The following is a 25,116-nucleotide window of genomic DNA, read 5'->3' as shown; positions in this document are numbered from 1 at the left end:
TACTAGTGAATGTTCAGTCATTCATCCCACTGGCTGCCGTTAAATGATTCAATTTACAGATTATCCGTTGGTTTTCCGGAGCGGGAGAAGTCTAGTGTGACACCGTTATCATACACCCATTTATCTGGAATTTTCGAAATAAACTCTCTGCCGTTATCTGTCTGCATATGCACCGGCAGGCGCTTGCCCAGCGTCCGTAACTCTTCCATTACATTAACCACATTCTTACCTTTCTTTTTATATCACCTTCGCTTTTGGGATGTCCTCCCATCGCGTAGTGTAAGGGGGGAGAAAGTATCTCCCGTTTCATTTGCCATTTAGAGGGTACTTTCCTTCCCGCAAATCACTCTTTTCCCAGCCCTGTATAGTTGATATAGCCCACAACTTTCATCAGCTAATGCAGTTGCTTCGAGGGGGAATATCATCGAACAAGTCAAGCGGCTAAACACCCGTATACGTGAAATTGTTGAGCATGCGGCCCGCTTTAGCATATCGGTGACTATTCACCCATATCCGAGCCAGTGCTTCCACCACTGCGGATATGATATCCTTGGTACCCTGTGTGGGAGTTATCAGCTTCTCACTGGACATATTCTCGTAATGCGGTTCATTCACAGCAAACGGCGATGTATTCACAAATACAGAAGTTTACCTGCAGAATTGCCACTCTCCGGGCAAATTGTCAGCTGCAAGTTCAGAGTACTGACATACTGCCAACCGCATCACGTCATACATCGTTACATGTTCCCCAATGGATCGCTTATAGATAACCTGCTGTTTTGGCGGAGGCGCTTCTTCCAGCGAAATACAGCTTTCTCTCCTGAAATCCTGAACGATTTACTCCAGTACGACGTTAAAATTTTTTCTGATAAATACAGGGTTCGTGAGCGTCAGCTGTAGCGCAGTGGTGATACCCATTGTGTCCATTTTCCTGGGCATCCTGTGACCTACTCCCTAGATTTCATCAACCAGATGCAGTAACAGCAGCCTCTCCGTTCACTTCGGGTTATGTGATATCAGGGCAAGTACTCCACTGGACTATGGCCACTCTTTTAAGGTCTATTGTGTGCTTTTAGCCAAGCTCTGAAATCACATTACTTGCAGCGCTATTTTTACGGGACTCTACTGACCAGAAAGCGGGGCGGTTATACCGCCCCGAAAAAAAGATTTCAATTGGATGTCGCACGGCCGCTCCACTGCTCCGCTTTTATGGCTCTCCCTCCACGTTGTTCCGGCTTCGCGGTGAGTAACGCCCCGTGCGGCCTGCGGCTTACGCCGTGCCTCTACTATAGCCGGGCTGCGGCTGATGCAAGGGAAGCGTAAACGCCGTCACCTTCACCCGGTCGCAGTTTATTTCCAAGGCATAATCCGCCGTCTTCCCGTTGTTTTCCGGCTCAAATTTTGCCGTCAAACCGTCCAGCCTGCTCCTGCTTTTTTACTGCGCTGCGGCTTCGGTGACGCCCTTGCATCCTCCGCTGTTCGCCCGGCTGTCGTGTCGGCACGGCGTAAGCCGGAACGCAGACGACATCGACCACAGAGGATTTTTTATGATTACTACGACCACCACACCGGCTGTTTACGTGGGCACGTATCATAAATACAACTGCGGCAGCATTTTCGGCAAATGGTTTGATCTGACAGAGTTTGATGGCTGGGAGGATTTTTACGAGGCTTGTCAGGCGCTGCATGCCGATGAATGGGATGCCGAGTTTATGTTCCAGGACTGGGAAGGCATCCCGTCGCAGTTCGTCTCTGAATGCTTCATTGACTGGGATTTTATCGCCACTTACAAACGCGCCGAAGAAGAGGGCAGGGAAGCCGCTTTTATCACCTGGGCGGAGTATACCGGCGAATGTGACTATGACGCGTTTGATGATGCGTACCGCGGCGAGGCGGAAAGCGAGGAAGACTATGCGCGGGAGATGGTGGAGGACAACGGCCTGTTAAATGAGGTGCCGGAGCCGTTGCGCAGCTATTTCGATTTTGAAGCCTGGGCGCGTGACCTGTTCAGCAGCGGCTATGTGTTCCATAACGGCTATGTCTTCAGCAACTGATTAATGCCTGCCGCCGTGATGCTGGTCAGCGGGAACTGACCACCGCGCAGGTGATGGATGAAATCTGCGAATACATGACTTGTCAGTGTGCCGTGTACATCGGCGGTCATTTCATCTTACAGGGTGGAAAAGGCCAGTAAGTATAATGGCAGGCGTCCGGGCCAGAGGGCGCCTGTCAGCCCGCGGGCAAAACCCTGGCAGGCGACGCCTGCCGGCGGAGTACGCCGTGCCTCCGGCGCCGCATTTCTCCGCCTTTGTCTTATGCCGCAGTCCCGGCTGGTTCTGAATAGCATTGTGCTGCAGCTGGGTGTGGGTTTTCCCGTTCTGGTTACCATACTGTTGCTGTTGGCAATAGTGGTCATATCGATGCCGTATTGGCTGATATTGCTGTCCTGTCGGTTTTTCTTCCCGTTGTGTCTACTTCCGGGCGACTTCCCTGACGGGAACCGGCGCTGTCGTAAACGGAGCCGGCAAGCCGTCTCCGCCCTGCCGGGCTTCCATCGCACTGTCGCAACATCAACATCACGCTTGCGGCATCCGTAAACGGATGCGCCGCTCCCACCGGTCCGGCGGTAATGCTGCCGGGCCTCTGAGGGGCAACGCCGTTTCGCGCCCACGCGTTCCGTCGTTGCGGCGTGTTCCTGCTCATTCCTTACCTGGTTTTTCCCCCTTTGAGTCCTTTCGCCGGGGCTGAGACAAGCACAGTCGCTGTCAGCTGTCCAGGGTAAATGGCACGCGGTAAACCGCGCCCCGGACATCCGCCATCGCCCGCGCTGGTTTACGCCCTTGCGGCGAACGGCTCTCAAACGGGTGAAGGTAATAACCATCGGAGACGTTCAGCAGATCCCCGCAAAACGTCAAAACCGCGGCCCCGGCAACTCAACGGGTGAAGGTTTTTTAAAAGCAATACAGGTTCAGAAGGAGGAACAAGATGAGCGAAGCGCTGGCGGTATTACCCGACGACACCTTTACCCGCGAACAGGCTGAGGCCGTTGCGGCACAGTACACCAACGTGGCGATAGAGGACGATCAGGGGGCGCATTTTCGTCTGGTTGTCCGTAAGGACGGTGAAATGGTCTGGCGCACGTGGAACTTCGAGCCGGGTGGCACGTACTGGCTAAACCGTTATATCGCGGACTACGGCATTCGCAAAACACAGTAAGCAGTGGAAGTGCCGGACGGGAACGCGTCCGGCAGACACAATTTTAACCACGGAGATTGAAATCATGACAGTAACGAAGACTACAGCAAAAACAGCAGTTAAAGCCAGCACTAAAAAAATCACGAAAGCGCAGGAAGAAGCCCTGAAAGCCGCCATTGAGGCCGCTGTCATTGAATATATTCCGCTGTCCACGCTCGTTAAATCCCCGCTGAACGTGCGCACCATCCCGTATTCCGTGGACAGCGTGCGCGGTCTGGCCGACTCAATCGAGGCACTCGGACTGCTGCAGAATCTGGTTGTCCACACCCTCGCAGACGGACAATTCGGCGTCGCCGCAGGTGGCCGCCGACTGACTGCCCTGAATCTGCTGGCGCAGGAAGAGCGTCTCGCTGCTGACCATACCGTTATGGTGAAACGTGTTTCCGACGACATTGCCGCCCTTGCCTCCGTCGCTGAGAACGAGCAGCGGGCCGCCATGCATCCCGCCGAGCAGATTGCCGGGTTCCGTACGCTGGCAGAGCAGGGCAAAACCCCCGCGCAGATTGGCGATGCGCTCGGCTTCGGCTCCCGTCACGTGCAGCGCATGCTGAAACTGGCAAATCTCGCCCCGTCCCTGATGGAGAAGCTCGCGCAGGACGAACTGACCGTTGAACAGTGTCAGGCGTTATGTCTCGAGGACGATCCTGCCCGTCAGGTGGAGGTATTCGAAAGCGTGAAGGCCAGCTGGCCTAACGCGCCCGCACACCTGATTAAACGCGCCATTACCGAAACGGAGATGCGCACCGATAACGCAAAATTCTTGTTTATCGGGCGCGAAACCTACGAGGCGGCGGGAGGTTATGTCCGTGAAGATCTGTTCAGCCAGGACGACGGTGATGGTACGGCTGACAGTGTGCTGGTTGAGCGGCTGGTACAGGAGAAGCTGGAGCGTATCGCCCTGGACATTCAGCAGCGCGAAGGCTGGACATGGAGTCGCGGACGCGCAGCCCGCATCTGGTACCACGGCGAAGTCGGTAAAGAGTTCGTTCAGCCTGTTGAACCGGAACCCGTGTACACCCCTGAGCAGAAGCAGCGTCTTGATGCGCTGCGGAAACAGTACGACACATACGACAGTGTTTGCGACGAATCGAATGTTATCGAAGCGGACATCCTCGCCATTCAGGAGGCGGCAGCAGTCAGTGCGTGGACTGACGACATGAAATCTGGCGCGGGGGTAATGGTCAGCCTGTACGAAGGGCAGGTGTACGTGCAGCGCGGTGTGCGCCTGAAAGCAGATATGCCGGAAGAAACCGAATCCGGCAGCGTAACCGTGCCGTTCACCTCACGCCAGCCCGACGCCGCAGAGGGGATCAGCGTCCCGCTGCTCACGAAAATGACCTCCGAGCGTACGCTGGCAGTCCAGGCGGCACTGATGCAACAGCCAGAAAAGGCGGTGGCGCTGATGGTCTGGCGCATGTGTACCTGTGTTTTTGCCGGATGTGTCACCACGCCGCATCCGTTCCGTATCAGCCTGACCGTATCTCACAGCAGTCTGACGGAGAACGCCCCGTCCGGCAAAGACGGAGCCGCCTTTGGCATCCTGATGGCTGAAAAAACGCGGCTGAAAGCCCTGCTGCCGGAAGGATGGGAGAAGGACTTCACCACGTTCTTCACTCTGAGCGGGGAGATGCTGATGTCGCTGATGGCTTTCTGCACAGCCTGTTCCGTTGACGGGGTACAGACCCGCGATATGGGACACACTTCACGCAGCACCCTCGATACGGTCGAGGCGGCAATCGGATTTCACCTGCGCGACTGGTGGCAGCCGACGAAGGACAACTACTTCGGCAGCCTGAAACACCCGCAGATTGTCGCCTCCCTGAAAGAGGCTGGTCTGACAGGCGCGGCGAGTGATGCGGAGAAGATGAAAAAAGGCGATGCCGCAGGGCATGCGGAGCATTTCATGCAGCACACCCGCTGGGTTCCGGCCTGGCTGAAAGGGCCTGAGTCCGCGGCTGAGCCCACAGCAGACGCAGACGCCTCAGATACCGACAACACTCACGGTAACGACGACAACAACACCCCGGCACACGCCGCCTGATAACGGAATGCCGCCCTGCGGGGCGGCAGTAAGGAGATACCCATGCACACGATTCTGACCCCCGATGTACTGAAAACCCTGTGCCCTGATGAGATGGAGGACTGGCGCGACAGCGGTGAGGACTACCGCCGCGAACTGACCCATGCCGTCATGCGTGACCTGTCCTGCCCTGACAACTGGGATATGAACGGCGAATACCGCAGCGAGTTTGGCGGTTTCTTCCCTGTGCAGATACGTTTCACACCCTCACACGGCAACTTCCATCTGGCGGTGTGCAGTCCCGGTACCATCAGTCCGGTGTGGATGGTGGTGTTTGTTCCCGCCAGCGGTCGCCCGTTCTCCGTCATTCGTGCCCTGAGTGGCTACCAGCCGGAACTGGTCAGCCACACCGTCAGCCTGACGGCGCGGCTCGATGCGGACGGCTACAGCCAGGCCAGCATCATCAGCATTCTGGCAGCGGAGGGCGCAGCATGATCCCCTCACATCTCTCTCTGGTGCCCTTCAGTCCTGAGCGACGCGCCGCGATGGAGGCCATCGCTGAGGTAGAACGGCGGCGGTCGCGCGGCGCGGTGTCCACGATGTATCCGTATGCCAGCGCCTTTTTCCGGCGGCTCACGGGCAGCACGCGCATCTCACTCAGGGAAATACATCATTTTGCGCCGGTGCTGACGGCGCGGGAGTTGCGGGGTAGCAGGGACAACTGGCTCAGAGCCATCGATGCGCTGATTGAAAGCCGCGGGACGTGTTGCTGGCTGCCGCTTCCTGTCAGTGCGGGCCAGCACCTCTTTCCTGAGGTGGCCTTTCAGCAGACTGAGCGTGTTCGCTGTCAGGACGCCCTGCGGGATGAAAAATACACCCGCCAGCGCCATAAAGAACAGTGCCTGCGTGAGCGGGCGTACCAGGCGCTGGCGGGGCAGGCGGAGACTGAGCTGGCATTCCATACCCCCGAAACGGTCAGCTGCTGGGGCGCACGCTGGTCGGGGAGTAAACTGCGTCAGTACGACCTGGAGGAGATGTTCTGGCGCTGGAGTGAGCGTTTCCCCTCGCTGGAACCAATGGAACGCTGGATGATGGAGAACCAGCCTTTCTGGAGTGTGATGGCTGAAACGAAAGCGCTGGCGCGGGAAAGCCCGGACGCCGTCAGGCAACTGGAGCGCTGGATGGTACCCAATAAGCTGACAATGCAGGGACGGGTATGAAGTGGCGTTACTCACTGCGCTGGAAACGTCCTGGTCCCTGTCCCGGTGAACCTGAGCTGGCGTCAGAAGTGGTGGAGGCCGGGATGCCCGCGCCTGAATCGGTGATATCACTGTGGGTGGCGGGTGCCGGATATGCGGTCTGCGTGGATTTTCTGTATGACAGACCGGTCAGGCGCTGGAGTGATGAGCGCAAGGCGGCCACCCGTCGCCGGAATCTGGCGCGTCGGGTTAACCGAATAGCACCGCTGTTTGCTGATGAACTTATCGGGCGGAACTGGCGGCGCGACCGGATTATTATCGGGGAAAGTCACCCTGCTGAACCTGTTATAGTAACCTGTCCGGCATGGGGCCGGCAGGGTTAATTAAAGGAATATGTACTGATGAGATACTGGATATTGACAGCTCTGTTAAGTGGTCTGTTAACGCTGATAATACATATTGATGCTCCGGAGATGGTCGGAAGCACGGCGAATTACGCCGGGGTGGCTATCTGTGCCCTGATTGCGCTGGTTATCACCTGGCGCGATCCGCCTGGTATGCTGGACAACGTGCTCTTGTTTCTCCTTAAGTGGGGAATTGTGGCTTCAGGTCTGGCGTTTTCTGTCTGGGGTATCGGATACAAGCTGGAATTCTGGGGAGAACATAACCCCGATGAAATTTTCAGCAGCTCGTTCGACACCATCTTGCCGAATCTGGCGGTGCTGTGCGGTGCTTTGATTCTGGTCAGTGGCTGGGTGTTCTGGAGGCGAAGGTAACAAAGAATACGCCACCGTGAGGGCAGGAAAGTAACAAGAGCGGTTATGCCTGCGGTATAGCTGCTCTTGTTTATGCCCCTTACGCTTTGTAATACCCTGCTGTGAATCTCCCCGGAAGAACTGACGCTGCGAATTATGGTGGCAGTTGTCTGTATCATCTTTTCAAATCTGCCTGTTGTCGGGCGGGATCACTGGCCATGACTGCGGGCGACTTCCCTGACGGGAACCGGGGCTGTCGTAAACGGAGTCGGTAAACCGTCTCCGCCCTGACGGGCTTCCATCCCACTGTCGCAACGTCAACACCGGCTCGCAGTGACCGTTCCGGTCACGCCGCTTTCACCATGCCGGCGATAAAGCCGCCGGCACTCAGGTGACGCCACGTCGTTCCGCCGTGTCGGGTGTGTTCATCCTCTCCCCGTACCTCTGGCGAGCCCTCTCCCGTTAAGTCCCCGGGCGGAGGGCTGGTCGTAGCACCGTCGTGTCGTCATCCGAAGGGTGAAATGAACTCCGCCAAAACTTTTTGCGAAGGACCGCCAAAACTTTTGTCTCCGCCCTTCTCCTGCCGCCCCGCCGTTGCTCCTTTGCCCTTTGCCGCCAGGGAACTCACCGAGAGATGGATTAACCACCAGACAGGAGGAAAAGCAGGATGAACACACAGAACGTCAACGTCAAAACCGCCACCAAAGAATCTTCCGAAAGATGGGGGGCAGACCCAAAAGCGCGTCTGGCCTGTGTCATCGCGGAGCAAAAGTCATACCTGCTGGAGCTGTGTCAGGTCCGGAATCTCCAGCTGAGCCAGAAAGACGAGGCAGAGGAAGTCCTGCGCCTTCTCAGCCTGATGGGTGACAACGTTCACAAGGAAGGCGTGCTGTGCTGGGAACGTTCATATCCGCTGGTGTCGTTTTATGTCATGCAGCCGTGGTTGCAGGCAAAAGATCATGCCATCTGCTTATACGGCGTTATCGGGCGTGAGGCGTGGGACATTGCGCGTAAAGACCTGTGCAACAACATTAATTTTGCTCAGGCCATGCTGAAAATTGAAGAGTGTTAATCAGTGTCACCCACGGCGGCAGGGCATGTCGCCATCAACCAAAAAAGGAGAACACCATGCAATTACATCTGACTGAATCCGATGCCAGCTATGGCTTTCATGCAACCGCTGAGGCCGAGAGATTGTACTGGCAGAGCCGTGAAAGAGCGGCAGTGAAAGCGCCCGCTGAAATCGACGTGCATGCCTTTCATGATGCGCTGGGGGTGATGTATCCGCTCAACTGGTCAACGAGTGAAAGCGGTCACTGGGAGTCGTTCATGATGGCAGAAATGACCTGCGGAGAAGTCACCGAGATTTATGCCCGCTATGGAGCCAGATATTTCTGTCTGCGGGATGTGTGCAACCTGAGCCATGCGCAAATCAAAACGCGCATTAAGGAGGCGTTTAACCTGTTCCATAAATGAAAAAAGCAGGCTTTCGCCTGCTCATTCCACGCCGGATACGCGCCCGCTAAAGCTGTTTCCGGCATTCATCAAAAACTAATAGAGGATGAGTCTATGAATTTCGACCCACAAATCGTCGCACAGGCGAATGCGTTTGTAAATGCCCTGCGCAGTGGTCAGCGCGCCCGTGTTCCGGCACTGAAGCTGGAGTACTGGCAGCAGTTTATGACTACCGTGTACGCTGGCCTCGGCCTCGCGTGATGTGAAATCTGCCGCTCCTTCGGGAGCGGCATTCCAGGAGACATTTTATGTCACAGATGAGTTTTGCCGGTTTTTTTGACCAGGTGAAAGAAGCCGCCCCCTTAACCCCTGCTAAACCGGTATTGCCTGCTGTGAATGCGCGGGCGATACCGCAGCGGATGATGACCATCGGGGAAGCCCGCCGCCAGTTTGTCAGCGTATTCATGGACACCGCCCGTAATTTGCGCCGCTGGGAGGTGTTCAGCGACTTCATCACGCTGGCCGCCAGCGAGCTGGATATGGCGCGGATCAGAACGCCGGAGAACATCGGGCGCAGCCGTGAAATCTGCGCGAAGTACAGCGAAAGCGATATCAGCAAGCTGCACACGCTTTTCTGCCTGATGGTCTGCGCACTGGAGGCGAAATTCCACGACTTCCTCGGCGCGATCTTCATGGAGCTTGAGCTGGGCGACGACCGCAACGGGCAGTATTTCACGCCGTATTACGTCCAGTCTTTGCTGGCGAGGCTGCTGAGGCCGGACGTCGGGGAGACAATACGCCGTGAGGGTTTTGTGACCGTCAGCGATCCGGCAAGTGGTGCGGCGGGGATGATTATTGCATATGCAGAGCAGCTACTGGAGGCGGGTTTCAATCACTCTGAACATATGTTCGGTAGCTGCATTGATATCGATCCGATAGCGGCGGATATGGCATTCATACAACTTTCCCTGCTGGGGATCCCTGCTGAGGTGGTCACGGGCAATACGCTTACAATGCAGCTTAACAGGGTGCGTTATACGCCCGTGTACTACATAAACAACTTTGAAAAACGCCTGGAAGACCAGCGTCGAATCCGTGCCATGCGCGAATTTATCCGCAGCATGAGTCAGGCCGCATAAGCAACCGGAGGGGCAGGGGGCAACCCTGCCTTTTGCGCCGCGAAAACACCACGCCCCTGCGGGGCGAACGGGAAGGGCTGCGCTGACGCGCCGCTCTTCATCGTTCCGCGTGGAGTATTTATTCTTTTTCCCTGCATCAGCGCTGTCCGGTATTTCTTCAGCCTGGTGTTCTGTCTCCTGCTTTTCCCGGTTCTTTTTCTCCGGTGCTGTCTTCGCGGGGTTAAAACATACAGGGCAAACACGATGGCCACACTTCGGCTCCTGACCAGCAAAGCTGGCCAGTCGTCAGCCCGACTCCGCCAGTCAGTTGCTGGCGCACCTGCCGGGCTCCGCCGAACCCGCAAAGCGGTTTCGGGCTCACGCTACGGTCTGATGGCGAACGTCAGGGTCAACAGCAACGCTTGCAGCGACCGGAACGGTCGCGCCGCTTTCACCGTTCCGGCGGATATCGCCGGAACTCTGCGGGCCGGAATAACGATTCGCCGGTGGCGCTCCGCCATTCCGGGTGTGTTCATCCTCACCACTTACTGGTTTCCCGTCATGCGGTAAGCTCCCCGGCGGAGGGCTGGTCGTAGCACCGCCGTGTCGTCATCCAAGGGGTAAATAAACGCCGCCAAAACTTTTTGCGAAGGGCTGCAAAAACTTTTGTCTCCGCCCCTTTCCTTCCTCCGTACGTCGTTGCTCCTTTGCCCTTTGCCGCAAGGGAACTCACCGAATGATGGTCCACAACAAGACAAGAGGAATAACAGGATGAACACACAGAACGTCAACGTCAAAACCGCCACCAGAGAATCTTCCGAACGATGGGCTAAAACACTGCTGGAGAGGCTGGAAACTATGCAGAAAAAAGCCAGTGGGGCGCTGTTTGATTTTCAGCGCAAACCGGATAAGGCGGTATTGTATTCGGCAACCTGCCAGTTGAATACGGAGCTGACGCAGTTGATTACTGGCGTACCTGCTGTTGATATTATTCAGCAACGGGTCGATGAACTGAATGATTTTCTGTCGGTGATGATGCAATTATCCGGGCATACTGCTGTTAATAAGAGTGCCGTCGAACCGGAAAGGCCGGATGTTCGCCAGTGTATTACCCATGCCGGAAAGCGTCTTCGTTTTATTCCGTCATTTTTCTTTACACCCTGCGCCGATAATATGGTGGCGGACTGGTTACACCAGCATTCTGATTATGATGGCGGCTACTGGCATTACTGGGTCATTCCACAGGGGACCGGAGGAAATGTGGCTCCGAACAGCATCAGGTTCACGACAACTGATACCGGGTATATCGCACCGGAAGGCGAGCAATACTACAACATGGTTATTCCCGGTAATTATTTTGAAGCTGAAGTCAGTGCAGATGCGGCGGGTATTATTGCCACGCTGATGATACTGAACAGGTTAGCCTGGAAGGTGTCAGAAATGGGGGCGCAATATGAAAATATCTGTCAGCGCCTTATTGCCAGACAGGATGCACTGAAAGATTATGTCAGCATTATTAAACACCCGGAGGCGAATCTTATCTGGCGTGCGATTGACTGAAAAAGAGTGCGCCACTCCGTTGGCGCATTTGGTTTACATAACAGATATTTCTGCCTGAGACACTATTGTTTAACGCAGCACATAATCATGACCGGTAGAAGTAAGCACGTTCAGATGTTTTATAGTAAGTGGTATTACTCAATGCGCTCCCGCCGGAGGGGTACGATATATCCGCAGAAATCCATACCGTATCCTCCTCATTTATCGCATCCTTTTTGCTTATGGTATCATTCCTGATGGAATTGAAATCGCTTCTGGAAGCAGTGTCATAGTTGTGCTTTTCAGTGAATGAGCTAATGTTACTCAGCAGGTTTTCTGTACGGGAGAGGATAACTTTCCGTCACTGTAAAGAGGCGACTGTCGATTAATGAACGCTCATCAGAAAATTCAGGAACGTAGATGTATCATTCTGCGTCTACAGTACAGCGGGTAAATAATTGTATTGTGCTCAAAATAAAAACGACAGCAGTAATAATAAATTATTTCATCGCTGTTTGCTGCTCTTGTTTTTGCTGACTCCTGCTCGCTTTTATTGCTGAGTAGTAACGGTGGATTCTTTTTGCATACTCATAGCGCCTGGCTGCCTGACGTGGTGTCTTTCTGAATCCGGCATTGTAAGCCCCCACTGCTACCCATGAAACGCCCCACTTATTGAACGCCTGCGCAAGATAATAAGCCCCGGTATAGATATTCATGCATGCATCGGTAAGAAGGTGATTGGGTTTAATTCCGTACCGAGACAGTTCGTTGAAATGTTGTGAATCAATTTGCATAAGCCCCGACCCATAACCCGAGACAGGATTGCGGCCGATTGCGTCAATTTTAAAATGCGACTCCTGCCAGGAAATTGCGCGTAGTAAATCTGGATCAATCCTGTAATCCCTTCCAGCCATGTCAAAACAGTCTGAAGCAGAAGTAATCTCTGAAAATAATAAAAGTGTGATCGCCAGCGCCATTCCCTTCATGATTTTCCCTCCGAGGTCAATTGCCGGAAATACATTAACCCATCCTAGATCCGGACTCAACAAATATGCACTCCTCACCACAAAAATCACCACACACTACGCAAAATTAGAATTTTGCAGATTGCTCTTTAATTTCAGTTGGTTATGGTTAGTTATATTATGCAGTGTTATATATTGTTATATATATGCAAGTCGTCAAAGACTTTTCGGTGAGTTTTGTATGAGTCATATAAAACTCGTCTACAACTCGTCTATTAAAAATCAGTGAGTTAACCAGACTTAAGTCGGGACTTAAGTTGTTTAGTGAGTTGTATTGCAAGTTGCCTTAACTCTAGACTTAAATTTAGAGTTGTTTTAATTAAATGTTCACGATATCGTTGTGGCGAATATTGTTCTTGTCACCATATTAAGAAAGGAGTTTATATGGCTAGGGTACAGGTATATCCCAGTGATGAGGTAGTCGATAAAATCAATGCCATAGTTGAAAAGAGAAGAGCTGAGGGTGCGAAAGAAAAAGATATTAGTTTTTCCAGTGTGGCTACAATGCTCCTTGAACTTGGTCTCCGGGTTTATGAAGCCCAGATGGAACGGAAGGAATCCGGATTTAACCAGACAGAGTTCAATAAAGTATTGCTTGAGAATGTTATTAAGACTCAGTTTACTATTTCGAAAGTACTGGCGATGGATTCTCTTAGCCCACATATAAATGGCGATGATCGTTTTGATTTCAAATCAATGGTTATGAATATACGAGACGATGCCAGAGAGGTTGTGGAAAGATTTTTCCCATCACAGGATGAAGAGGAATAAGATTTTTCCAGCCTCTGGATGAGGACTAATAAACTTTAGTATTTGTGCCTGTCTAAAGTTAATAAAAAAGAATAATGATCTAGGTGCTGGAAGTGACACGGAGAGTCAGGAGTTATAAAATAGAATTAGTGCAGTGATTAAAATTTGTTGAAGCGTTAGCGCCTGGGGTTTGCCCCCCCAGACGCCAACTATCCATAGTGTCCTTTAGTGGAGGCGCCTATGTGTGCGAAGGATCGTAGTCAAAATCAGTTTGCCAGTCAAACTGATTCCATTCATTCTCTATGTGAAATGCTTAATATTTCATCGTCTTTGGCTTTTATTCGTAATTCCCGAGGTGAGTTAATTCACACCAGTCCACTTTTTAACAAAGTTTTCTTAACATGTACGGATGTTGACTCATGGTTTTCCTCCCTACCACTTGAAACTGGTATGGAGTTGGTACAGTCAGAGATTAATGTTTTATCAGAATGTTCTGCTTGCATTGTTAGAGATGTTCGCATCAATAGCTTCGTATGGGATGTTTTTATAGAAAGCTTATTAGTTAATAATGAGTTCTACAGTAAATGGGTCTTTGTCAGAGAAACCCACGATGTTGGATTTATTTCTAATCCATATACTAATATGGGCCATAATGTTGAAAAATATATCTCCCGTATGTCTTCCAGGAAGGATGAAAAATGGAAAATACTCAATTTGTATGCCATAGGTTTAACACACTCAAAAATTTCTGCTATCACAGGCGTATCCGAAAAAACATCAAGAAACGTTGTGAGTGCTTTTAATAAAAAGTTTGCTTTTGATAGCAGAGATAATCTTATACTTTCGCTATTTTATTCTGTAAGTTATCACCGGCTGGCTATAAATGTCATGGATATATTAAAGCTCTGTGTTGCTGATTTGTTAAAGTGACAGGGACATTTCCGGTAGGGGGATGTAAAAATAATTTACTCATATCCCCTGCATTATTTGTTTACTTTATGACCGCGCAATGTAAGGATTAATTACGCCATGTTAACGTGTTTATAGGAGGCAGGATTGTCAAGATTGGTCCGAAACAATTCAAAGCCAGCACCAGGGCTTAATGTTCTTCTTCGTCTGGATGAAGATACAAATCGTCTTTTGATTAAAGCAAAAGACAGGAGTCTGAGAAGTAAAACGTCGGAAGCGTACATGCGCCTTAAAGACCATTTGGAAAGATTTCCAGACTTTTATAATTCTGAAAACGTGGAGGGAAAACAAACACAATAAGTTATTTTTAAATTAATAGGCTAGTTAAAACAGGTTGCGTCAGTTCTTTAAATTCATTCAAATTTTTGGATATAAACATGAATACTGTATTAACTGTGCAGAGTAGCGCTGTAGCTGTTGAAAACAAAAATCCTGTTCTTTCGCGCATCTTTAATAAAAAGAATGTGCTGAAAGCTGCTAAAGGAATTTTGCCGCTTGCCGTTCTGGCAGCTGTATTCCCGGAAGCTGCCATGGCCACCACCACCGGATCGGATTTAATGAAGACCGGTGATGGCACTGTAAAAGCGACTTTTGGTAAAGGTTCCAGTGTCGTGAAATGGGTAATCCTGGCGGAAGTTATTGTCGGCGCCATCATGTACATGATGACCAAAAACGTTAAGTTCCTGGCCGGTTTTGCCATCTTGTCGGTATTCGTTACCGTCGGCATGTCTGTTGCCGGATATTAATTTTCCTGCGGCAGGCTTTCTCCTGTCTGCCGTTCACCGGCAGATGCAATACCTCGTTATTAAAGAAGGATTTTTACATGACTACAGCGTTATCCATTCAGAATGCTGAAATGAGTAAGGGGGTTAAGCCATCTCTGCGTACCCGTCTCTTCAGCAAGACCAGAATGCTGAAAGCGGCAAAAGCCGTTCTCCCTGTTGCAGTTCTAGCGGCAGCTTTCCCTGAAGTGGCGATGGCCACCACCACCGGTACCGATCTGATGAAGACAGGCGACGGTACGGTTAAAGCCACCTTTGGTAAAGGATCGAGTGTCATCAAGTGGGTGATCCTGGCGGAGGTTATCGTTGGTGCCATCATGTACATGATGACCAAAAACGTTAAGTTCCTGGCCGGCTTCGCCATTCTGTCGGTTTTTGTCACCGTCGGAATGTCTGTCGCTGGTTACTAAGAGGGCGTGAATGATGACCGGGGACGAACTCAAAAAGTACCGTTTCCCGGAAACATTGACGAACCAGTCCCGTTGGTTCGGTCTGTATCTCGATGAACTAATCCCGGCCGTAATCTGTCTCGGCTGGGGTTTCTGGACCAGTAAGTTTTTGTTCGGTCTGGTAGCGGCAATTCTGGTTTTCCTGGGCATCAAAAAACTGAAAAAAGGGCGGGGCAGTGCCTGGTTACGCGATTTGATCTACTGGTATCTGCCTACGTCCCTTCTTAAAGGGATTTTCCATGATGTCCCGGACTCCTGTTTCCGGCAGTGGATTAAATAATAGTACGGAGTAACTCACATGGAACACGGCGCACGTCTCAGTACCACCCGTGTCATTGGTCTGGGGTTTATCTGTCTCGGTACCGTCATCGTACTGAGCCTGGCCACCAATGTTATTCAGGGCATCAATAACTACCGCCTGCAGAACGAGCAGAAGGTTGCGGTGACGCCCATGTTATATAACGCCCCATTCGCGGTATCACAGAACCAGTCTGATGCCTCCTATCTGGAACAGATGGGCCTGAGTTTTGTTTCATTGCGCCTGAATGTCACCCCTGAAACCGTGGATGCTCAACACGAACAACTGCTGAAGTATGTGTATCCGGCATCGCAGAACAACCTGAAAATTCAGCTTGCTGAGGATGCAAAACGGATTAAGGACAATAACGTTAATTCCAGTTTTTACTGGACGTTTGTCCGTGCCTACCCGGTAGAAAACCGGGTTGAAATTCGAGGGGAACTGAAGACCTGGATCGGGGATTCCAGGCCTTATTCAGAAATTAAACATTATGTTATTCAGTTTAACCGTTTAGATGGGATCAGCTGGCTGACACGTTTTGGAGAGGTGACTGATGAAAATCGTTAAATCCCTGTGTGTATCCGCCTGCCTGAGCCTTTGTCTGATGACACCGGCAATGTCTGCCACAGTAAGCGGAACGCTTGCACCCACAGTGGTACCACTGACAAATGGTGGTCAGGCAAACATCGCTGTCAGCAACACGGATCCTAATCTGTTTATGGTTCCGGGCGATCGCATCACCGCCATTAACAGTCTGGATGGCGGTCTGACGAACCAGGAGCAAACAGATAGTGGCGGAGCCATCCTGGCAACCGTCAGTAAAAAACCATTCACTTTCATTGTTGAGACAGAACGCGGACTGAATTTCTCAATTCGTGCCGTTCCGCGCGCGGGGGCAGGCCGGACCATTCAGCTGGTCTCCGAGCTGGTTGGTACTCCCGGCCCGGCGAAGTCCTGGGAAGAGTCTTCACCGTATGAAAGCTTCCTGGTATCACTGAATCGTGCCGTTCGTCAGGGTGGAATGCCTGAAGGGTACCAGCCCGTTCCTGTCACGTCCGAAACCTTAACCGTTCCGGCAGGGCTGAGTGCAAAGGCAGAAAAAGTGTGGACAGGGCATCACCTGAAAGTGGTTCGTTATGCCGTGGATAACGTGTCGCTTTCTCCACGTATGGTCAAAGAAAGTGATTTCTGGCAGACAGGTACGCGCGCCATCATGATCAGCGGGACAGCGGGTCCCCTGTTGAGTGGCGGACGCCTGCAGGTCTGGGTCACCACAGCAGAGGGAGATCGCTGATGGCCAACATTAATAAGCTGGTCAAGAAAAAACAGTTTATGTGGCTGGGTGTCATCGCCGTATCTGCTGTCGCCGTTATCGGTGGCGGTATGTATCTCTCTGATCTCGAGGTTGGTTCCGATGATGCCGCCCAGACGCAGAACGAACCTGCGCCGGACATGACGGGGGTAGTGGACAGTCGTTTCGATACCAAAGTTCAGCAACATGCGACAACTGAAATGCAGGCAACAGCAGCTGATCTGACAAAGCGTTTTGATGCACTTCAGAACGAAGTGAACCTGTTGAATAAAGGTCGCGGTGAAGATCAGAAGCGTATTGAGCAACTCACTACGGAAAACCAGGCAATGCAGGACCAGTTAAACAAGCTGGGTGTGAAGCCGACCACGACCAGTGGTGAGCCTGTTCCGAAACCACCGATCCCTGCACCGGGACCGGAGGGTGAGCCGCAACCGGCGAATTTCCCGCCGCAACCTGCAGGTGCTGTCCCACCACCCACGTCATTCTATCCGGGTAACGGGACTACACCGGCGCCACAGGTCAGTTATCAACCTGTACCAGCCCCTAACCAGATCCAACGACATACATTCAGTTATGACAAAGGTAAGAAGGTAAAAACACTGCCGTACATTCCTTCAGGTAGTTTTGCGAAAAGCATTCTGATTGAAGGGGCGGATGCGAATGCCTCTGTCACCGGTAATGAATCTACGGTTCCGATGCAGGTTCGTCTGGTCGGCCGTGTGGAAATGCCTAACAGCAAAACTTATGACCTGACTGGCTGTTTTGTTGGCCTCGAAGCTTATGGTGACGTTTCAAGTGAGCGCGCGATTGTCCGTACCCGAAATATCAGCTGCATCAAAGGTGATAAGACTATCGATCAGCCAATTTCAGGCCACGTTTCCTTTATGGGGAAAAACGGTGTGAAAGGCGAAGTCGTGATGCGTAACGGAAAAATCCTCGGCTGGGCGTGGGGAGCTGGTTTTGTTGATGGTATTGGTCAGGTGCAGTTTACCTATGCCGATGTGCTGGCGCGCACAGTTGGCCAGCTGGAGGCAAAGCCTGGCATCTTTGAACTGGCCAGAACGGGCATTGATGCGGCGATTGAACGGGAGCAGCTTATCCCGCTCGACCGCGAGAAAGGCCTCTTCACCTCAAATATCCACGTCCTTGATGAGCTTTCCGTGAAAGCGCTGAGCCAGGAGGTACAGCGTCAGAACCACGTCTCTGTCACGCCGGATGCGGGGGTGGGGCGCGAAAAATCCTTCAGCGATGCGGTCAGCGTACTGGCGCAGGACCGTCCGGCGATGGGGATTGTGTTCGGTCAGGGCGGCGCGGCAGGCCAGCGGGAACGGGTGGCCGAACTGACGCTGATGGCCCGAGAACAGGGGCGCGACGTGCATATCCTCGCTGCCGATAACCGCTCGCGGGAGTTTCTCGCCGGGGATGCGCGACTGGCCGGAGAAACCGTCACAGGCAAATCCGCCCTGCAGGACGGGACGGCGTTTATCCCGGGCGGGACGCTTATTGTGGACCAGGCGGAGAAGCTGAGCCTGAAGGAGACGATTTCCCTGCTCGATGGCGCCATGCGCCATAACGTGCAGGTCCTGCTGTCCGACAGCGGCAAGCGCAGCGGAACCGGGAGCGCGCTGTCGGTCATGAAGGACAGCGGCGTGAACACCTACCGGTGGAAGGGCGGAAAACAGGCGACGGTAGACATCATCAGTGAGCCGGACAAGAGTGCGCGCTACAGCCGGCTGGCACAGGAGTTTGCCGCCAGTGTGCGTGAAGGGCAGGAGAGCGTGGCGCAAATCAGCGGCACGCGTGAGCAGAATGTCCTGAGCAACGTTATCCGCGACACCCTCAAAAATGAGGGGGCGCTCGGCAACCGGGACATGATGGTGACCGCGCTGACGCCGGTATGGCTGGACAGTAAAAGCCGGGGCGTGCGTGACTACTACCGGGAAGGAATGGTGATGGAGCGGTGGGACCCGGAGACCCGGAAACATGATCGCTTTGTCATTGACCGGGTGACGGCCAGCAGCAATATGCTGACCCTGAAAGACCGTGAGGGTGAGCGTATGAACCTCAAAGTCTCCGCTGTCGACAGCCAGTGGACACTGTTTCGCACGGATAAACTGGCGGTAGCAGAGGGTGAGCGCCTGTCGGTGCTCGGGAAGATACCCGACACTCGCCTGAAGGGCGGGGAAAGCGTCACGGTGCTGAAAGCGGAGTCCGGGCAGCTGACGGTTCAGCGTCCCGGGCAGAAAACCACCCAGACGCTTTCTGTCGGCAGCAGTCCGTTTGACGGCATCAAGGTCGGGTATGGGTGGGTGGAGAGTCCCGGCCGGTCGGTCAGCGAAACGGCGACAGTCTTTGCCTCCGTCACGCAACGTGAACTCGACAACGCCACCCTCAACCAACTGGCACAGAGTGGAAGCCATATCCGGCTGTACTCCGCACAGGATGCTGCCCGCACCACAGAGAAGCTGGCGCGGCACACCGCGTTCAGCGTGGTCTCAGAGCAGTTGAAAGCCCGCTCGGGAGAAGCAGACCTGGAGGCGGCCCTCGCACAGCAGAAAGCCGGGCTGCATACCCCGGCAGAGCAGGCCCTTCACCTCTCCGTTCCGCTGCTGGAGAGCAACAGTCTGACCTTTACCCGGCCGCAGTTGCTGGCCACAGCGCTGGAAACCAGCGGGGGTAAGGTTCCGATGAAGGAGATAGACTCGACCATTCAGGCTCAGATTAAGGCAGGCAATCTGCTGAATGTACCGGTGGCTCCCGGACACGGCAATGATCTGCTGATTTCCCGCCTGACCTGGGATGCGGAGAAAAGCGTCCTGACTCGTGTGCTGGAAGGTAAGGGCGCGGTGGCACCGTTAATGGACCGGGTGCCGGGCAGCCTCATGACAGATTTGACCGCCGGACAGCGGGCGGCAACCCGGATGATACTGGAGACGCCTGATCGGTTTACGGTGGTGCAGGGTTATGCCGGGGTGGGGAAAACCACGCAGTTCCGGGCGGTAATGAGTGCTATCAGCCTGTTGCCGGAAGAGACCCGCCCGCGCGTCATCGGTCTGGGACCGACACACCGCGCCGTGGGCGAGATGCAGAGTGCCGGTGTGGATGCGCAGACGACCGCCTCATTCCTGCATGACACGCAGCTGCAGCAGCGCAACGGTCAGACGCAGAATTTCAGCAACACGCTGTTCCTGCTCGATGAGAGCTCGATGGTGGGGCTGGCAGATACCGCGAAAGCCCTCTCCCTGATTGCGGCCGGGGGAGGCCGCGCCGTACTCAGCGGGGATACCGACCAGCTGCAGTCCATCTCTCCCGGGCAGCCGTTCAGGCTGATGCAGCAACGCAGCGCGGCTGATGTGGCCATCATGAAAGAGATTGTGCGCCAGGTCCCGGAACTGCGACCGGCGGTCTACAGCCTCATTGACCGGGATGTCAGCCGCGCGCTGTCCACCATAGAACAGGTCACGCCGGAGCAGGTACCCAGAAAGGACGGAGCCTGGATACCGGAAAATTCCGTGGTGGAATTTACTCCCGCTCAGGAAAAAACGATACAGGATACGCTGAAAGAGGGTAAGGAAATACCGCCTGGCATGCCAGTGTCCCTCCACGACGCGATTGTGAAGGACTACACCGGGCGTACCCCGGAGGCGCAGGCGAATACGCTGATTATCACGCATCTGAACGCCGACCGCCGCGCACTGAACGAGCTCATCCATGATGCCCGGATACAGAACGGCGAGGTCAGTAAAGAGGAGGTGACCCTGCCGGTACTGGTCCCGGGCAACATCCGTGACGGCGAGTTGCGTAAGCTGTCCACCTGGTCAGAGCATCAGGGCTCAGTGGCCCTTCTCGATAATACCTACCACCGAATCGACAGCGTCGATAATGAAAACCAGCTGATTACCCTGAAGGACAGCGAGGGAAATACCCGGCTTCTCTCTCCCCGGGAGGCCTCAGCGGAGGGTGTCACGCTCTACCGCGAGGAGACCATCACCGTCTCACAGGGTGACCGGATGCGTTTCAGCAAGAGCGACCCTGAGCGCGGCTATGTCGCCAACAGTGTGTGGGAGGTGAAAATAATATCAGGTGACAGTGTCACGGTGTCTGATGGTAAAAGCACCCGCACGCTGACCCCAAAGACGGATGAGGCGCAGCGACACATTGACCTTGCCTACGCCATCACCGCGCACGGCGCACAAGGGGCCAGTGAACCTTTCGCCATCGCGCTGGAAGGTGTGGAAGGCAGCCGGAAAGCGATGGTCAGCTTTGAGTCGGCCTATGTGGCGCTCTCCCGTATGAAACAGCATGCTCAGGTCTACACCGACAACCGGGAGGGCTGGACCACGGCGGTCAGCCGTTCGCAGGAGAAAGCCAGCGCGCATGATGTTCTGGAGCCTCTTAACGATCGCGCTGTTAAAAGCGCAGAGCAGCTGTTTGGTCGCGCGATTCCCCTGACGGAGAGTCCGGCCGGACGTGCAGCACTGCAACAATCAGGTATCGCCCGCGGGCAGTCCACCGGGAAATTTATCTCCCCAGGGAAAAAGTATCCGTTACCGCATGTCGCGTTACCTGCATTTGACCGTAATGGAAAATCCGCCGGGATATGGCTGAGCCCACTGACGGATAAGGATGGGCGACTGCAGGCTATCGGTGGTGAAGGGCGGGTTATGGGGAATGAAGAGGCCCGTTTTGTCGCCCTGCAGGGGAGCCGGAATGGGGAAAGCCTGCTCGCCGGGAACATGGGAGAGGGCGTCAGAATTGCCCGGGATAATCCGGACAGTGGCGTGATAGTGCGCCTTGCCGGCGATGACCGTCCATGGAACCCTGGTGCCATCACCGGAGGCCGTGTCTGGGGCGATACAGACGGCGTGGTTACGGGGGATAGCGGGGTGAATATTCCGCTACCACCTGACCTGCTTGCTCAAAAAACGGCGGAAGAACTGCAACGCCAGCAGATTGAAAAGCAGGCACAGGAAACCGCGCGTGAACTGACCGGTGAAAAGCGTAAACAGGACGAAGTGGGTGAGCAGATCAAGGACATTATCACGGATGTGGTTCGCGGTCTGGATCGACAGAAGGGGCAGCATGAACGATTCCAGCTTCCGGATGAACCGGAAAACCGTCTCAGAAATGAGGCTGTTCAGAAAGTGGTGGCCGATAATCAGCAGCAGGACAGATTGCAGCAAATTGAACGGGATATGGTCCGGGATCTGACCCGGGAAAAAACACCCGGGGGCGACTGACGCGCCTGCGGCTTGTCTGCTCCGGCATGCTGCCCGATTAAAATCGGGAAACCTGCCGGAGCGCTAAAAAGGAACAGGATATGAGAGCACAGGGTACCTTTCTCAGCATGACGGACAGCTGGCTGCAACGCCTGTTGACCTGGACTCCCGGACAGACGGATATGATTAAAACCGTCGCTCTGGTACTGATGGTGATTGACCATACCGGTCTTCTGCTGGCAGGAAACAATGAAGTCATGAGACTGCTGGGCCGCGGTTGCTTTCCGCTGTTCGGGCTTGTCTGGGGAATGAACCTGGCCCGGCACGCTGCCGTTCGCCAGTCACAGCTGAACCAGCTCTGGTGCTGGGCACTGATAGCGCAGGGGTCATTTATTCTGGTGGGGTATCCCTGGTATATGGGGAATATCCTCTTTACGTTCGCCGTTACCGGACAGGCGATGCGCTGGTTCAGCCTGAGAAGCCGTAACGATATGCTGCTGGCGATCGCGATAGTGGTGGCCTGGTTGCCGCTCTCCACTGACAGCTACGGTCTGGCGGGGGTATTCATGCTGATCAACAGTTACCGGCTTTGTCGTGCCACAGAGCCGGTGGAAAGAACGGGCTATGCTTTACTCTGGGCGGTCATGGTGTTGCTGATGAATATCCATGATGCCGGGCAGGCCGTGGCGGGGCTGGCGATTGCCCTTCTGGTCGTGGGCGTCTGCTCGGATATCGGGAAACAGGTAAAGCGATTCTGGCCAGCGCATTTTTTTGTCCTGTTTTACACCATTCACCTTGCGGTGCTCGGTATTCTGGCCGGGTGACGGGACAGAAGGATGATCCGACAGGCAACCTGGCATATCTTATACGTTCAGCCTTAACTGCAGGAATACCTTAACCTATGACGGAAGATAAACGCCCCACCCTCAGCCTGAAGCGTAAACCGGGTGCGAAAACACAGGAAACTGGCGCTGATACAGTCCGTGTTGTCCGCCGTAAGCAGGTGGTGAATGTGACCACGCCGCCGGCCTGGAAAGTGAAGAAAGAGAAACTGGCCCGGAAAATGGAACCGGTGGCACCTCCCGACCCTGCGCCGGTGATCCCAGAAAAGGCCGTCCGTCCGGTTCGTTACCTTCGCCTGCCGGCGCTGCAGGATGCGACCGATACGCTGAAGGTGTGGTGGCCTGCGCTGTTTGAGGGAGACGCACCCCGCCTGCTGGCCACCGGCATCCGGGAGGCCTTTTTTGATGATATGGCCACACGGGGAATACCGTTGTCCCATAAACAGGTTATTAAATGCCTGAAAAGTATTACGCGGTCTGAACGCTATCTGTCATCGATGATCGCCGGTGCTGAACGCGTTGACTTACACGGTAACCCGGTGAGTGTCGTGACCCCGGATGAAGAAAAGTATGCTCAGCTACGTCTGGAAAAACAGCGACAGCAACAGGCCAGAATTCAGAATGAAATCATTTAAATCGTATTAATTCCTTTTATTTAATCTGTATTCCCTTTTTAACTCTGCCCGCGTAATTGAATACGCGGGCAGAGTGATAATATCTGCACGTTAAACCTTGTCATTGAAAAGGATATTTATGAAGCTTAAAACTGTTTTAGCAGCTCCGCTTATTACCGCCATGTTATTTAATTCCTTACCGTCATTTGCGAGCGACACAAGTTCTGAATTTACTCCCGGGCAGGAAAAGCGGATTGGCGAAATAGCTGCAGATTATATGCGTGCCCATCCGGATATTCTTATCCGGATGAGTGAGTCGTTACAGCAGAAACAGCAGGAAAAACAGGCTCGGGAATTAAAATCGGCCGCTATTGCACAACAGGCCCGGATAATGGCGGATAAGCGTATCCCCTCCTGGGGAGCACAAGGTGGTTCTGTCATGGTGGTCGAGTTCTTTGATTATCAGTGTATCTGGTGCAGTCGGCTGGCGCCTGAGCTGGAGAAGGTCATGAAAGCTAACACGAACGTGCGCTACTACTTCATGGAGTGGCCGGTGTTTGGCAGTCGCTGGCCAGAATCTTTACTGGCAGCAAAAACCGGGTTGCAGGTCTGGAAAGAAAAAGGCGAGAAGGCTTACCTCAAATATCACAATGGCATTTATAGCTCCGGGCTTAATGAAGGAAAACTAACCCAGGATGCTATCGGGAAATATTCAGAAAATATAAAATTCAGTAAAAACACGATTGATGAAATTAATTCCACGCTGACCGATATCAATGATATTGCCACCACTATTGGTTTAACCGGAACACCAGGCATTGTCATCATGCCCGCTAAGGGGGCAACAGAAGATAATACGACAGTTTTCGCTGGAATGACTGAGGCTGAAAATATCCAGCAGGCGATTAATAAAGCGCAGGGGAAATAAAGAATGAAACGTTCAACACTGTCTGGATTCCTGGCGGTCTGTTTAATGGTTTCAGGTGGTGCAGTCGCTCAGCCAACGGTACAGGCAGGATTTTCACCCGAGGGTTCTGCGCTGCAGCTGGTGCTGAATACTATCGATACCGCACAGGAAAGTATTCGTCTGATGGGGTACAGCTTTACATCGCCGGAGGTCACGCGCGCGCTGATTCAGGCAAAACAGCGTGGGGTGGATGTGAAGGCTGTTCTTGACTGGAAAGCGAACAGTACAAAAGGCAGTGCCGGTGTGGCGGCAATGAATCTGCTGGTGAATGCCGGCATCCCGGTACGTACCATCAGCCAGTTCAAAATCATGCATGACAAAGTCATCATTACTGATGGCCGTAACGTCGAAACAGGCTCGTTCAACTTCAGCAGGGCGGCGGCTCGCAGTAACTCCGAAAATGTTCTGGTTATCAGGGATTATCCATCGCTGGCCGATACCTATCTACAGCACTGGCAGTCCAGATGGGACACTGGAACCTTCTGGGTGCCCGAATACTGACTGACTTTTCATCGTCGAATAATTTTAAATGATTAAACATGCAAATA

General features: G+C 53.5%; 28 protein-coding genes and 2 pseudogenes. 26 read left to right on the top strand and 4 right to left on the bottom strand.

The genetic code is table 11. The features are described from left to right. Nucleotides 1-53 precede the first annotated feature (53 nt). Nucleotides 54-209 (bottom strand): hypothetical protein, encoded by a 156-nt coding sequence (locus ABLV66_RS25845; protein WP_348876318.1) that lies wholly within the window; start codon nucleotides 207-209, stop codon nucleotides 54-56. A gap of 28 nt (nucleotides 210-237) precedes the next feature. After that, a pseudogene (locus ABLV66_RS25840) lies at nucleotides 238-1,053 on the bottom strand (DUF4113 domain-containing protein); the annotation flags it as partial. A gap of 494 nt (nucleotides 1,054-1,547) precedes the next feature. Between ABLV66_RS25840 and ABLV66_RS25835 the strand changes: the two are divergent. Beyond that, on the top strand, nucleotides 1,548-2,054 hold the full coding sequence (locus ABLV66_RS25835) for an antirestriction protein ArdA (protein ID WP_348876317.1): 507 nt from the start codon (nucleotides 1,548-1,550) through the stop codon (nucleotides 2,052-2,054). Continuing rightward, nucleotides 2,051-2,194, top strand: a complete 144-nt coding sequence (locus ABLV66_RS25830; protein ID WP_348876321.1) for a hypothetical protein — start codon at nucleotides 2,051-2,053, stop codon at nucleotides 2,192-2,194. The genes ABLV66_RS25835 and ABLV66_RS25830 overlap by 4 nt, the downstream gene beginning before the upstream one ends. 571 nt (nucleotides 2,195-2,765) lie before the next feature. Here the strand turns inward: ABLV66_RS25830 and ABLV66_RS25825 are convergent. Next, on the bottom strand, nucleotides 2,766-2,915 hold the full coding sequence (locus tag ABLV66_RS25825; RefSeq protein ID WP_155954632.1) for a hypothetical protein: 150 nt from the start codon (nucleotides 2,913-2,915) through the stop codon (nucleotides 2,766-2,768). Between the two features lie 70 nt (nucleotides 2,916-2,985). Between ABLV66_RS25825 and ABLV66_RS25820 the strand changes: the two genes are divergently transcribed. From ABLV66_RS25820 to ABLV66_RS25770, 11 genes and pseudogenes are all read left to right on the top strand, one after another. Continuing rightward, entirely contained in the window at nucleotides 2,986-3,216 is a 231-nt protein-coding gene (locus tag ABLV66_RS25820; protein WP_315712993.1) for a DUF905 domain-containing protein, read from the top strand. Between the two features lie 64 nt (nucleotides 3,217-3,280). Beyond that, complete coding sequence (locus tag ABLV66_RS25815; protein ID WP_348876314.1) at nucleotides 3,281-5,296, top strand: ParB N-terminal domain-containing protein; 2,016 nt, start codon at nucleotides 3,281-3,283, stop codon at nucleotides 5,294-5,296. A 42-nt stretch (nucleotides 5,297-5,338) separates the two neighbouring features. Then, a complete protein-coding gene (gene psiB / locus ABLV66_RS25810) occupies nucleotides 5,339-5,770 on the top strand; it encodes a conjugation system SOS inhibitor PsiB (RefSeq protein ID WP_348876313.1) in 432 nt (143 codons plus the stop codon). Beyond that, nucleotides 5,767-6,495 carry a plasmid SOS inhibition protein A gene (locus ABLV66_RS25805; protein ID WP_125995431.1) on the top strand — a complete coding sequence of 243 codons (729 nt, stop codon included), beginning with the start codon at nucleotides 5,767-5,769 and terminating at the stop codon, nucleotides 6,493-6,495. The genes psiB and ABLV66_RS25805 overlap by 4 nt, the downstream gene beginning before the upstream one ends. Beyond that, nucleotides 6,492-6,814: pseudogene (locus ABLV66_RS25800) on the top strand (theronine dehydrogenase). Before ABLV66_RS25805 ends, ABLV66_RS25800 begins: the two are co-directional and overlap by 4 nt. A gap of 61 nt (nucleotides 6,815-6,875) precedes the next feature. Beyond that, nucleotides 6,876-7,250 (top strand): hypothetical protein, encoded by a 375-nt coding sequence (locus tag ABLV66_RS25795; protein ID WP_348876312.1) that lies wholly within the window; start codon nucleotides 6,876-6,878, stop codon nucleotides 7,248-7,250. A gap of 646 nt (nucleotides 7,251-7,896) precedes the next feature. Next, the gene (locus ABLV66_RS25790) at nucleotides 7,897-8,301 is read left to right on the top strand and encodes an ammonia monooxygenase (protein WP_348876311.1); all 405 of its coding nucleotides are present in this window, start codon (nucleotides 7,897-7,899) and stop codon (nucleotides 8,299-8,301) included. A gap of 56 nt (nucleotides 8,302-8,357) precedes the next feature. Beyond that, nucleotides 8,358-8,705, top strand: coding sequence for a hypothetical protein (locus ABLV66_RS25785; protein WP_315712979.1), 348 nt, complete (start codon nucleotides 8,358-8,360; stop codon nucleotides 8,703-8,705). 93 nt (nucleotides 8,706-8,798) lie between these two features. Beyond that, entirely contained in the window at nucleotides 8,799-8,945 is a 147-nt protein-coding gene (locus tag ABLV66_RS25780) for a succinate dehydrogenase flavoprotein subunit (protein WP_200145250.1), read from the top strand. 47 nt (nucleotides 8,946-8,992) lie between these two features. Further along, nucleotides 8,993-9,823 (top strand): N-6 DNA methylase, encoded by an 831-nt coding sequence (locus ABLV66_RS25775; protein WP_348876310.1) that lies wholly within the window; start codon nucleotides 8,993-8,995, stop codon nucleotides 9,821-9,823. 1,011 nt (nucleotides 9,824-10,834) lie between these two features. After that, the gene (locus ABLV66_RS25770; RefSeq protein ID WP_348876320.1) at nucleotides 10,835-11,362 is read left to right on the top strand and encodes an antirestriction protein; all 528 of its coding nucleotides are present in this window, start codon (nucleotides 10,835-10,837) and stop codon (nucleotides 11,360-11,362) included. A gap of 479 nt (nucleotides 11,363-11,841) precedes the next feature. Here the strand turns inward: ABLV66_RS25770 and ABLV66_RS25765 are convergent, their stop codons facing one another. Then, nucleotides 11,842-12,327, bottom strand: coding sequence for a transglycosylase SLT domain-containing protein (locus ABLV66_RS25765; RefSeq protein WP_348876309.1), 486 nt, complete (start codon nucleotides 12,325-12,327; stop codon nucleotides 11,842-11,844). Nucleotides 12,328-12,750: 423 nt separating this feature from the next. Here ABLV66_RS25765 and traM point away from each other — a divergent pair, with 423 nt between their 5' ends. From traM to ABLV66_RS25700, 13 genes are all read left to right on the top strand, one after another. Next, nucleotides 12,751-13,137: a conjugal transfer relaxosome DNA-binding protein TraM gene (traM, locus tag ABLV66_RS25760; protein WP_348876307.1), complete on the top strand. Its 387-nt coding sequence runs from the start codon at nucleotides 12,751-12,753 to the stop codon at nucleotides 13,135-13,137. A gap of 219 nt (nucleotides 13,138-13,356) precedes the next feature. Continuing rightward, on the top strand, nucleotides 13,357-14,046 hold the full coding sequence (locus tag ABLV66_RS25755) for a helix-turn-helix domain-containing protein (RefSeq protein ID WP_348876306.1): 690 nt from the start codon (nucleotides 13,357-13,359) through the stop codon (nucleotides 14,044-14,046). Between the two features lie 135 nt (nucleotides 14,047-14,181). Then, nucleotides 14,182-14,385, top strand: a complete 204-nt coding sequence (locus tag ABLV66_RS25750) for a TraY domain-containing protein (protein WP_072205631.1) — start codon at nucleotides 14,182-14,184, stop codon at nucleotides 14,383-14,385. A gap of 77 nt (nucleotides 14,386-14,462) precedes the next feature. Beyond that, the gene (gene traA / locus ABLV66_RS25745) at nucleotides 14,463-14,831 is read left to right on the top strand and encodes a type IV conjugative transfer system pilin TraA (protein ID WP_348876305.1); all 369 of its coding nucleotides are present in this window, start codon (nucleotides 14,463-14,465) and stop codon (nucleotides 14,829-14,831) included. Nucleotides 14,832-14,908: 77 nt separating this feature from the next. Then, nucleotides 14,909-15,277, top strand: coding sequence for a type IV conjugative transfer system pilin TraA (gene traA, locus ABLV66_RS25740; RefSeq protein ID WP_348876304.1), 369 nt, complete (start codon nucleotides 14,909-14,911; stop codon nucleotides 15,275-15,277). 13 nt (nucleotides 15,278-15,290) lie between these two features. Then, a complete protein-coding gene (gene traL, locus ABLV66_RS25735; protein WP_024191986.1) occupies nucleotides 15,291-15,596 on the top strand; it encodes a type IV conjugative transfer system protein TraL in 306 nt (101 codons plus the stop codon). Between the two features lie 18 nt (nucleotides 15,597-15,614). Beyond that, nucleotides 15,615-16,181, top strand: coding sequence for a type IV conjugative transfer system protein TraE (traE, locus tag ABLV66_RS25730; protein WP_348876302.1), 567 nt, complete (start codon nucleotides 15,615-15,617; stop codon nucleotides 16,179-16,181). Next, on the top strand, nucleotides 16,168-16,908 hold the full coding sequence (gene traK, locus ABLV66_RS25725; RefSeq protein ID WP_410789535.1) for a type-F conjugative transfer system secretin TraK: 741 nt from the start codon (nucleotides 16,168-16,170) through the stop codon (nucleotides 16,906-16,908). Before traE ends, traK begins: the two co-directional genes overlap by 14 nt. Continuing rightward, nucleotides 16,908-22,166, top strand: coding sequence for a conjugative transfer relaxase/helicase TraI (traI, locus tag ABLV66_RS25720; protein ID WP_348876301.1), 5,259 nt, complete (start codon nucleotides 16,908-16,910; stop codon nucleotides 22,164-22,166). The genes traK and traI overlap by 1 nt, the downstream gene beginning before the upstream one ends. A gap of 80 nt (nucleotides 22,167-22,246) precedes the next feature. Next, a complete protein-coding gene (traX, locus tag ABLV66_RS25715; RefSeq protein WP_125995395.1) occupies nucleotides 22,247-22,969 on the top strand; it encodes a type-F conjugative transfer system pilin acetylase TraX in 723 nt (240 codons plus the stop codon). Nucleotides 22,970-23,046: 77 nt separating this feature from the next. Continuing rightward, on the top strand, nucleotides 23,047-23,622 hold the full coding sequence (locus ABLV66_RS25710; RefSeq protein WP_348876300.1) for a fertility inhibition protein FinO: 576 nt from the start codon (nucleotides 23,047-23,049) through the stop codon (nucleotides 23,620-23,622). A gap of 118 nt (nucleotides 23,623-23,740) precedes the next feature. Further along, nucleotides 23,741-24,529 carry a DsbA family protein gene (locus ABLV66_RS25705; RefSeq protein ID WP_348876299.1) on the top strand — a complete coding sequence of 263 codons (789 nt, stop codon included), beginning with the start codon at nucleotides 23,741-23,743 and terminating at the stop codon, nucleotides 24,527-24,529. 3 nt (nucleotides 24,530-24,532) lie between these two features. After that, nucleotides 24,533-25,069: a phospholipase D family nuclease gene (locus tag ABLV66_RS25700; RefSeq protein WP_348876298.1), complete on the top strand. Its 537-nt coding sequence runs from the start codon at nucleotides 24,533-24,535 to the stop codon at nucleotides 25,067-25,069. Nucleotides 25,070-25,116: the final 47 nt, after the last annotated feature.

It is taken from the genome of Klebsiella sp. CN_Kp073 (genome assembly GCF_040065495.2).
Classification (GTDB): domain Bacteria; phylum Pseudomonadota; class Gammaproteobacteria; order Enterobacterales; family Enterobacteriaceae; genus Klebsiella; species Klebsiella aerogenes.
This window is presented reverse-complemented; position numbering and strand designations above follow the sequence as displayed.

Bases quoted from the DNA above. Each gene is read 5' to 3' on its own strand.
- ABLV66_RS25845 (WP_348876318.1), bottom strand. From the start codon at position 209: ATGGAAGAGTTACGGACGCTGGGCAAGCGCCTGCCGGTGCATATGCAG.
- ABLV66_RS25835 (WP_348876317.1), top strand. From the start codon at position 1,548: ATGATTACTACGACCACCACACCGGCTGTTTACGTGGGCACGTATCAT.
- ABLV66_RS25820 (WP_315712993.1), top strand. From the start codon at position 2,986: ATGAGCGAAGCGCTGGCGGTATTACCCGACGACACCTTTACCCGCGAA.
- ABLV66_RS25815 (WP_348876314.1), top strand. From the start codon at position 3,281: ATGACAGTAACGAAGACTACAGCAAAAACAGCAGTTAAAGCCAGCACT.
- psiB (WP_348876313.1), top strand. From the start codon at position 5,339: ATGCACACGATTCTGACCCCCGATGTACTGAAAACCCTGTGCCCTGAT.
- ABLV66_RS25805 (WP_125995431.1), top strand. From the start codon at position 5,767: ATGATCCCCTCACATCTCTCTCTGGTGCCCTTCAGTCCTGAGCGACGC.
- ABLV66_RS25795 (WP_348876312.1), top strand. From the start codon at position 6,876: ATGAGATACTGGATATTGACAGCTCTGTTAAGTGGTCTGTTAACGCTG.
- ABLV66_RS25790 (WP_348876311.1), top strand. From the start codon at position 7,897: ATGAACACACAGAACGTCAACGTCAAAACCGCCACCAAAGAATCTTCC.
- ABLV66_RS25785 (WP_315712979.1), top strand. From the start codon at position 8,358: ATGCAATTACATCTGACTGAATCCGATGCCAGCTATGGCTTTCATGCA.
- ABLV66_RS25780 (WP_200145250.1), top strand. From the start codon at position 8,799: ATGAATTTCGACCCACAAATCGTCGCACAGGCGAATGCGTTTGTAAAT.
- ABLV66_RS25775 (WP_348876310.1), top strand. From the start codon at position 8,993: ATGTCACAGATGAGTTTTGCCGGTTTTTTTGACCAGGTGAAAGAAGCC.
- ABLV66_RS25770 (WP_348876320.1), top strand. From the start codon at position 10,835: ATGATGCAATTATCCGGGCATACTGCTGTTAATAAGAGTGCCGTCGAA.
- ABLV66_RS25765 (WP_348876309.1), bottom strand. From the start codon at position 12,327: ATGAAGGGAATGGCGCTGGCGATCACACTTTTATTATTTTCAGAGATT.
- traM (WP_348876307.1), top strand. From the start codon at position 12,751: ATGGCTAGGGTACAGGTATATCCCAGTGATGAGGTAGTCGATAAAATC.
- ABLV66_RS25755 (WP_348876306.1), top strand. From the start codon at position 13,357: ATGTGTGCGAAGGATCGTAGTCAAAATCAGTTTGCCAGTCAAACTGAT.
- traA (WP_348876305.1), top strand. From the start codon at position 14,463: ATGAATACTGTATTAACTGTGCAGAGTAGCGCTGTAGCTGTTGAAAAC.
- traA (WP_348876304.1), top strand. From the start codon at position 14,909: ATGACTACAGCGTTATCCATTCAGAATGCTGAAATGAGTAAGGGGGTT.
- traL (WP_024191986.1), top strand. From the start codon at position 15,291: ATGACCGGGGACGAACTCAAAAAGTACCGTTTCCCGGAAACATTGACG.
- traE (WP_348876302.1), top strand. From the start codon at position 15,615: ATGGAACACGGCGCACGTCTCAGTACCACCCGTGTCATTGGTCTGGGG.
- traK (WP_410789535.1), top strand. From the start codon at position 16,168: ATGAAAATCGTTAAATCCCTGTGTGTATCCGCCTGCCTGAGCCTTTGT.
- traI (WP_348876301.1), top strand. From the start codon at position 16,908: ATGGCCAACATTAATAAGCTGGTCAAGAAAAAACAGTTTATGTGGCTG.
- traX (WP_125995395.1), top strand. From the start codon at position 22,247: ATGAGAGCACAGGGTACCTTTCTCAGCATGACGGACAGCTGGCTGCAA.
- ABLV66_RS25710 (WP_348876300.1), top strand. From the start codon at position 23,047: ATGACGGAAGATAAACGCCCCACCCTCAGCCTGAAGCGTAAACCGGGT.
- ABLV66_RS25705 (WP_348876299.1), top strand. From the start codon at position 23,741: ATGAAGCTTAAAACTGTTTTAGCAGCTCCGCTTATTACCGCCATGTTA.
- ABLV66_RS25700 (WP_348876298.1), top strand. From the start codon at position 24,533: ATGAAACGTTCAACACTGTCTGGATTCCTGGCGGTCTGTTTAATGGTT.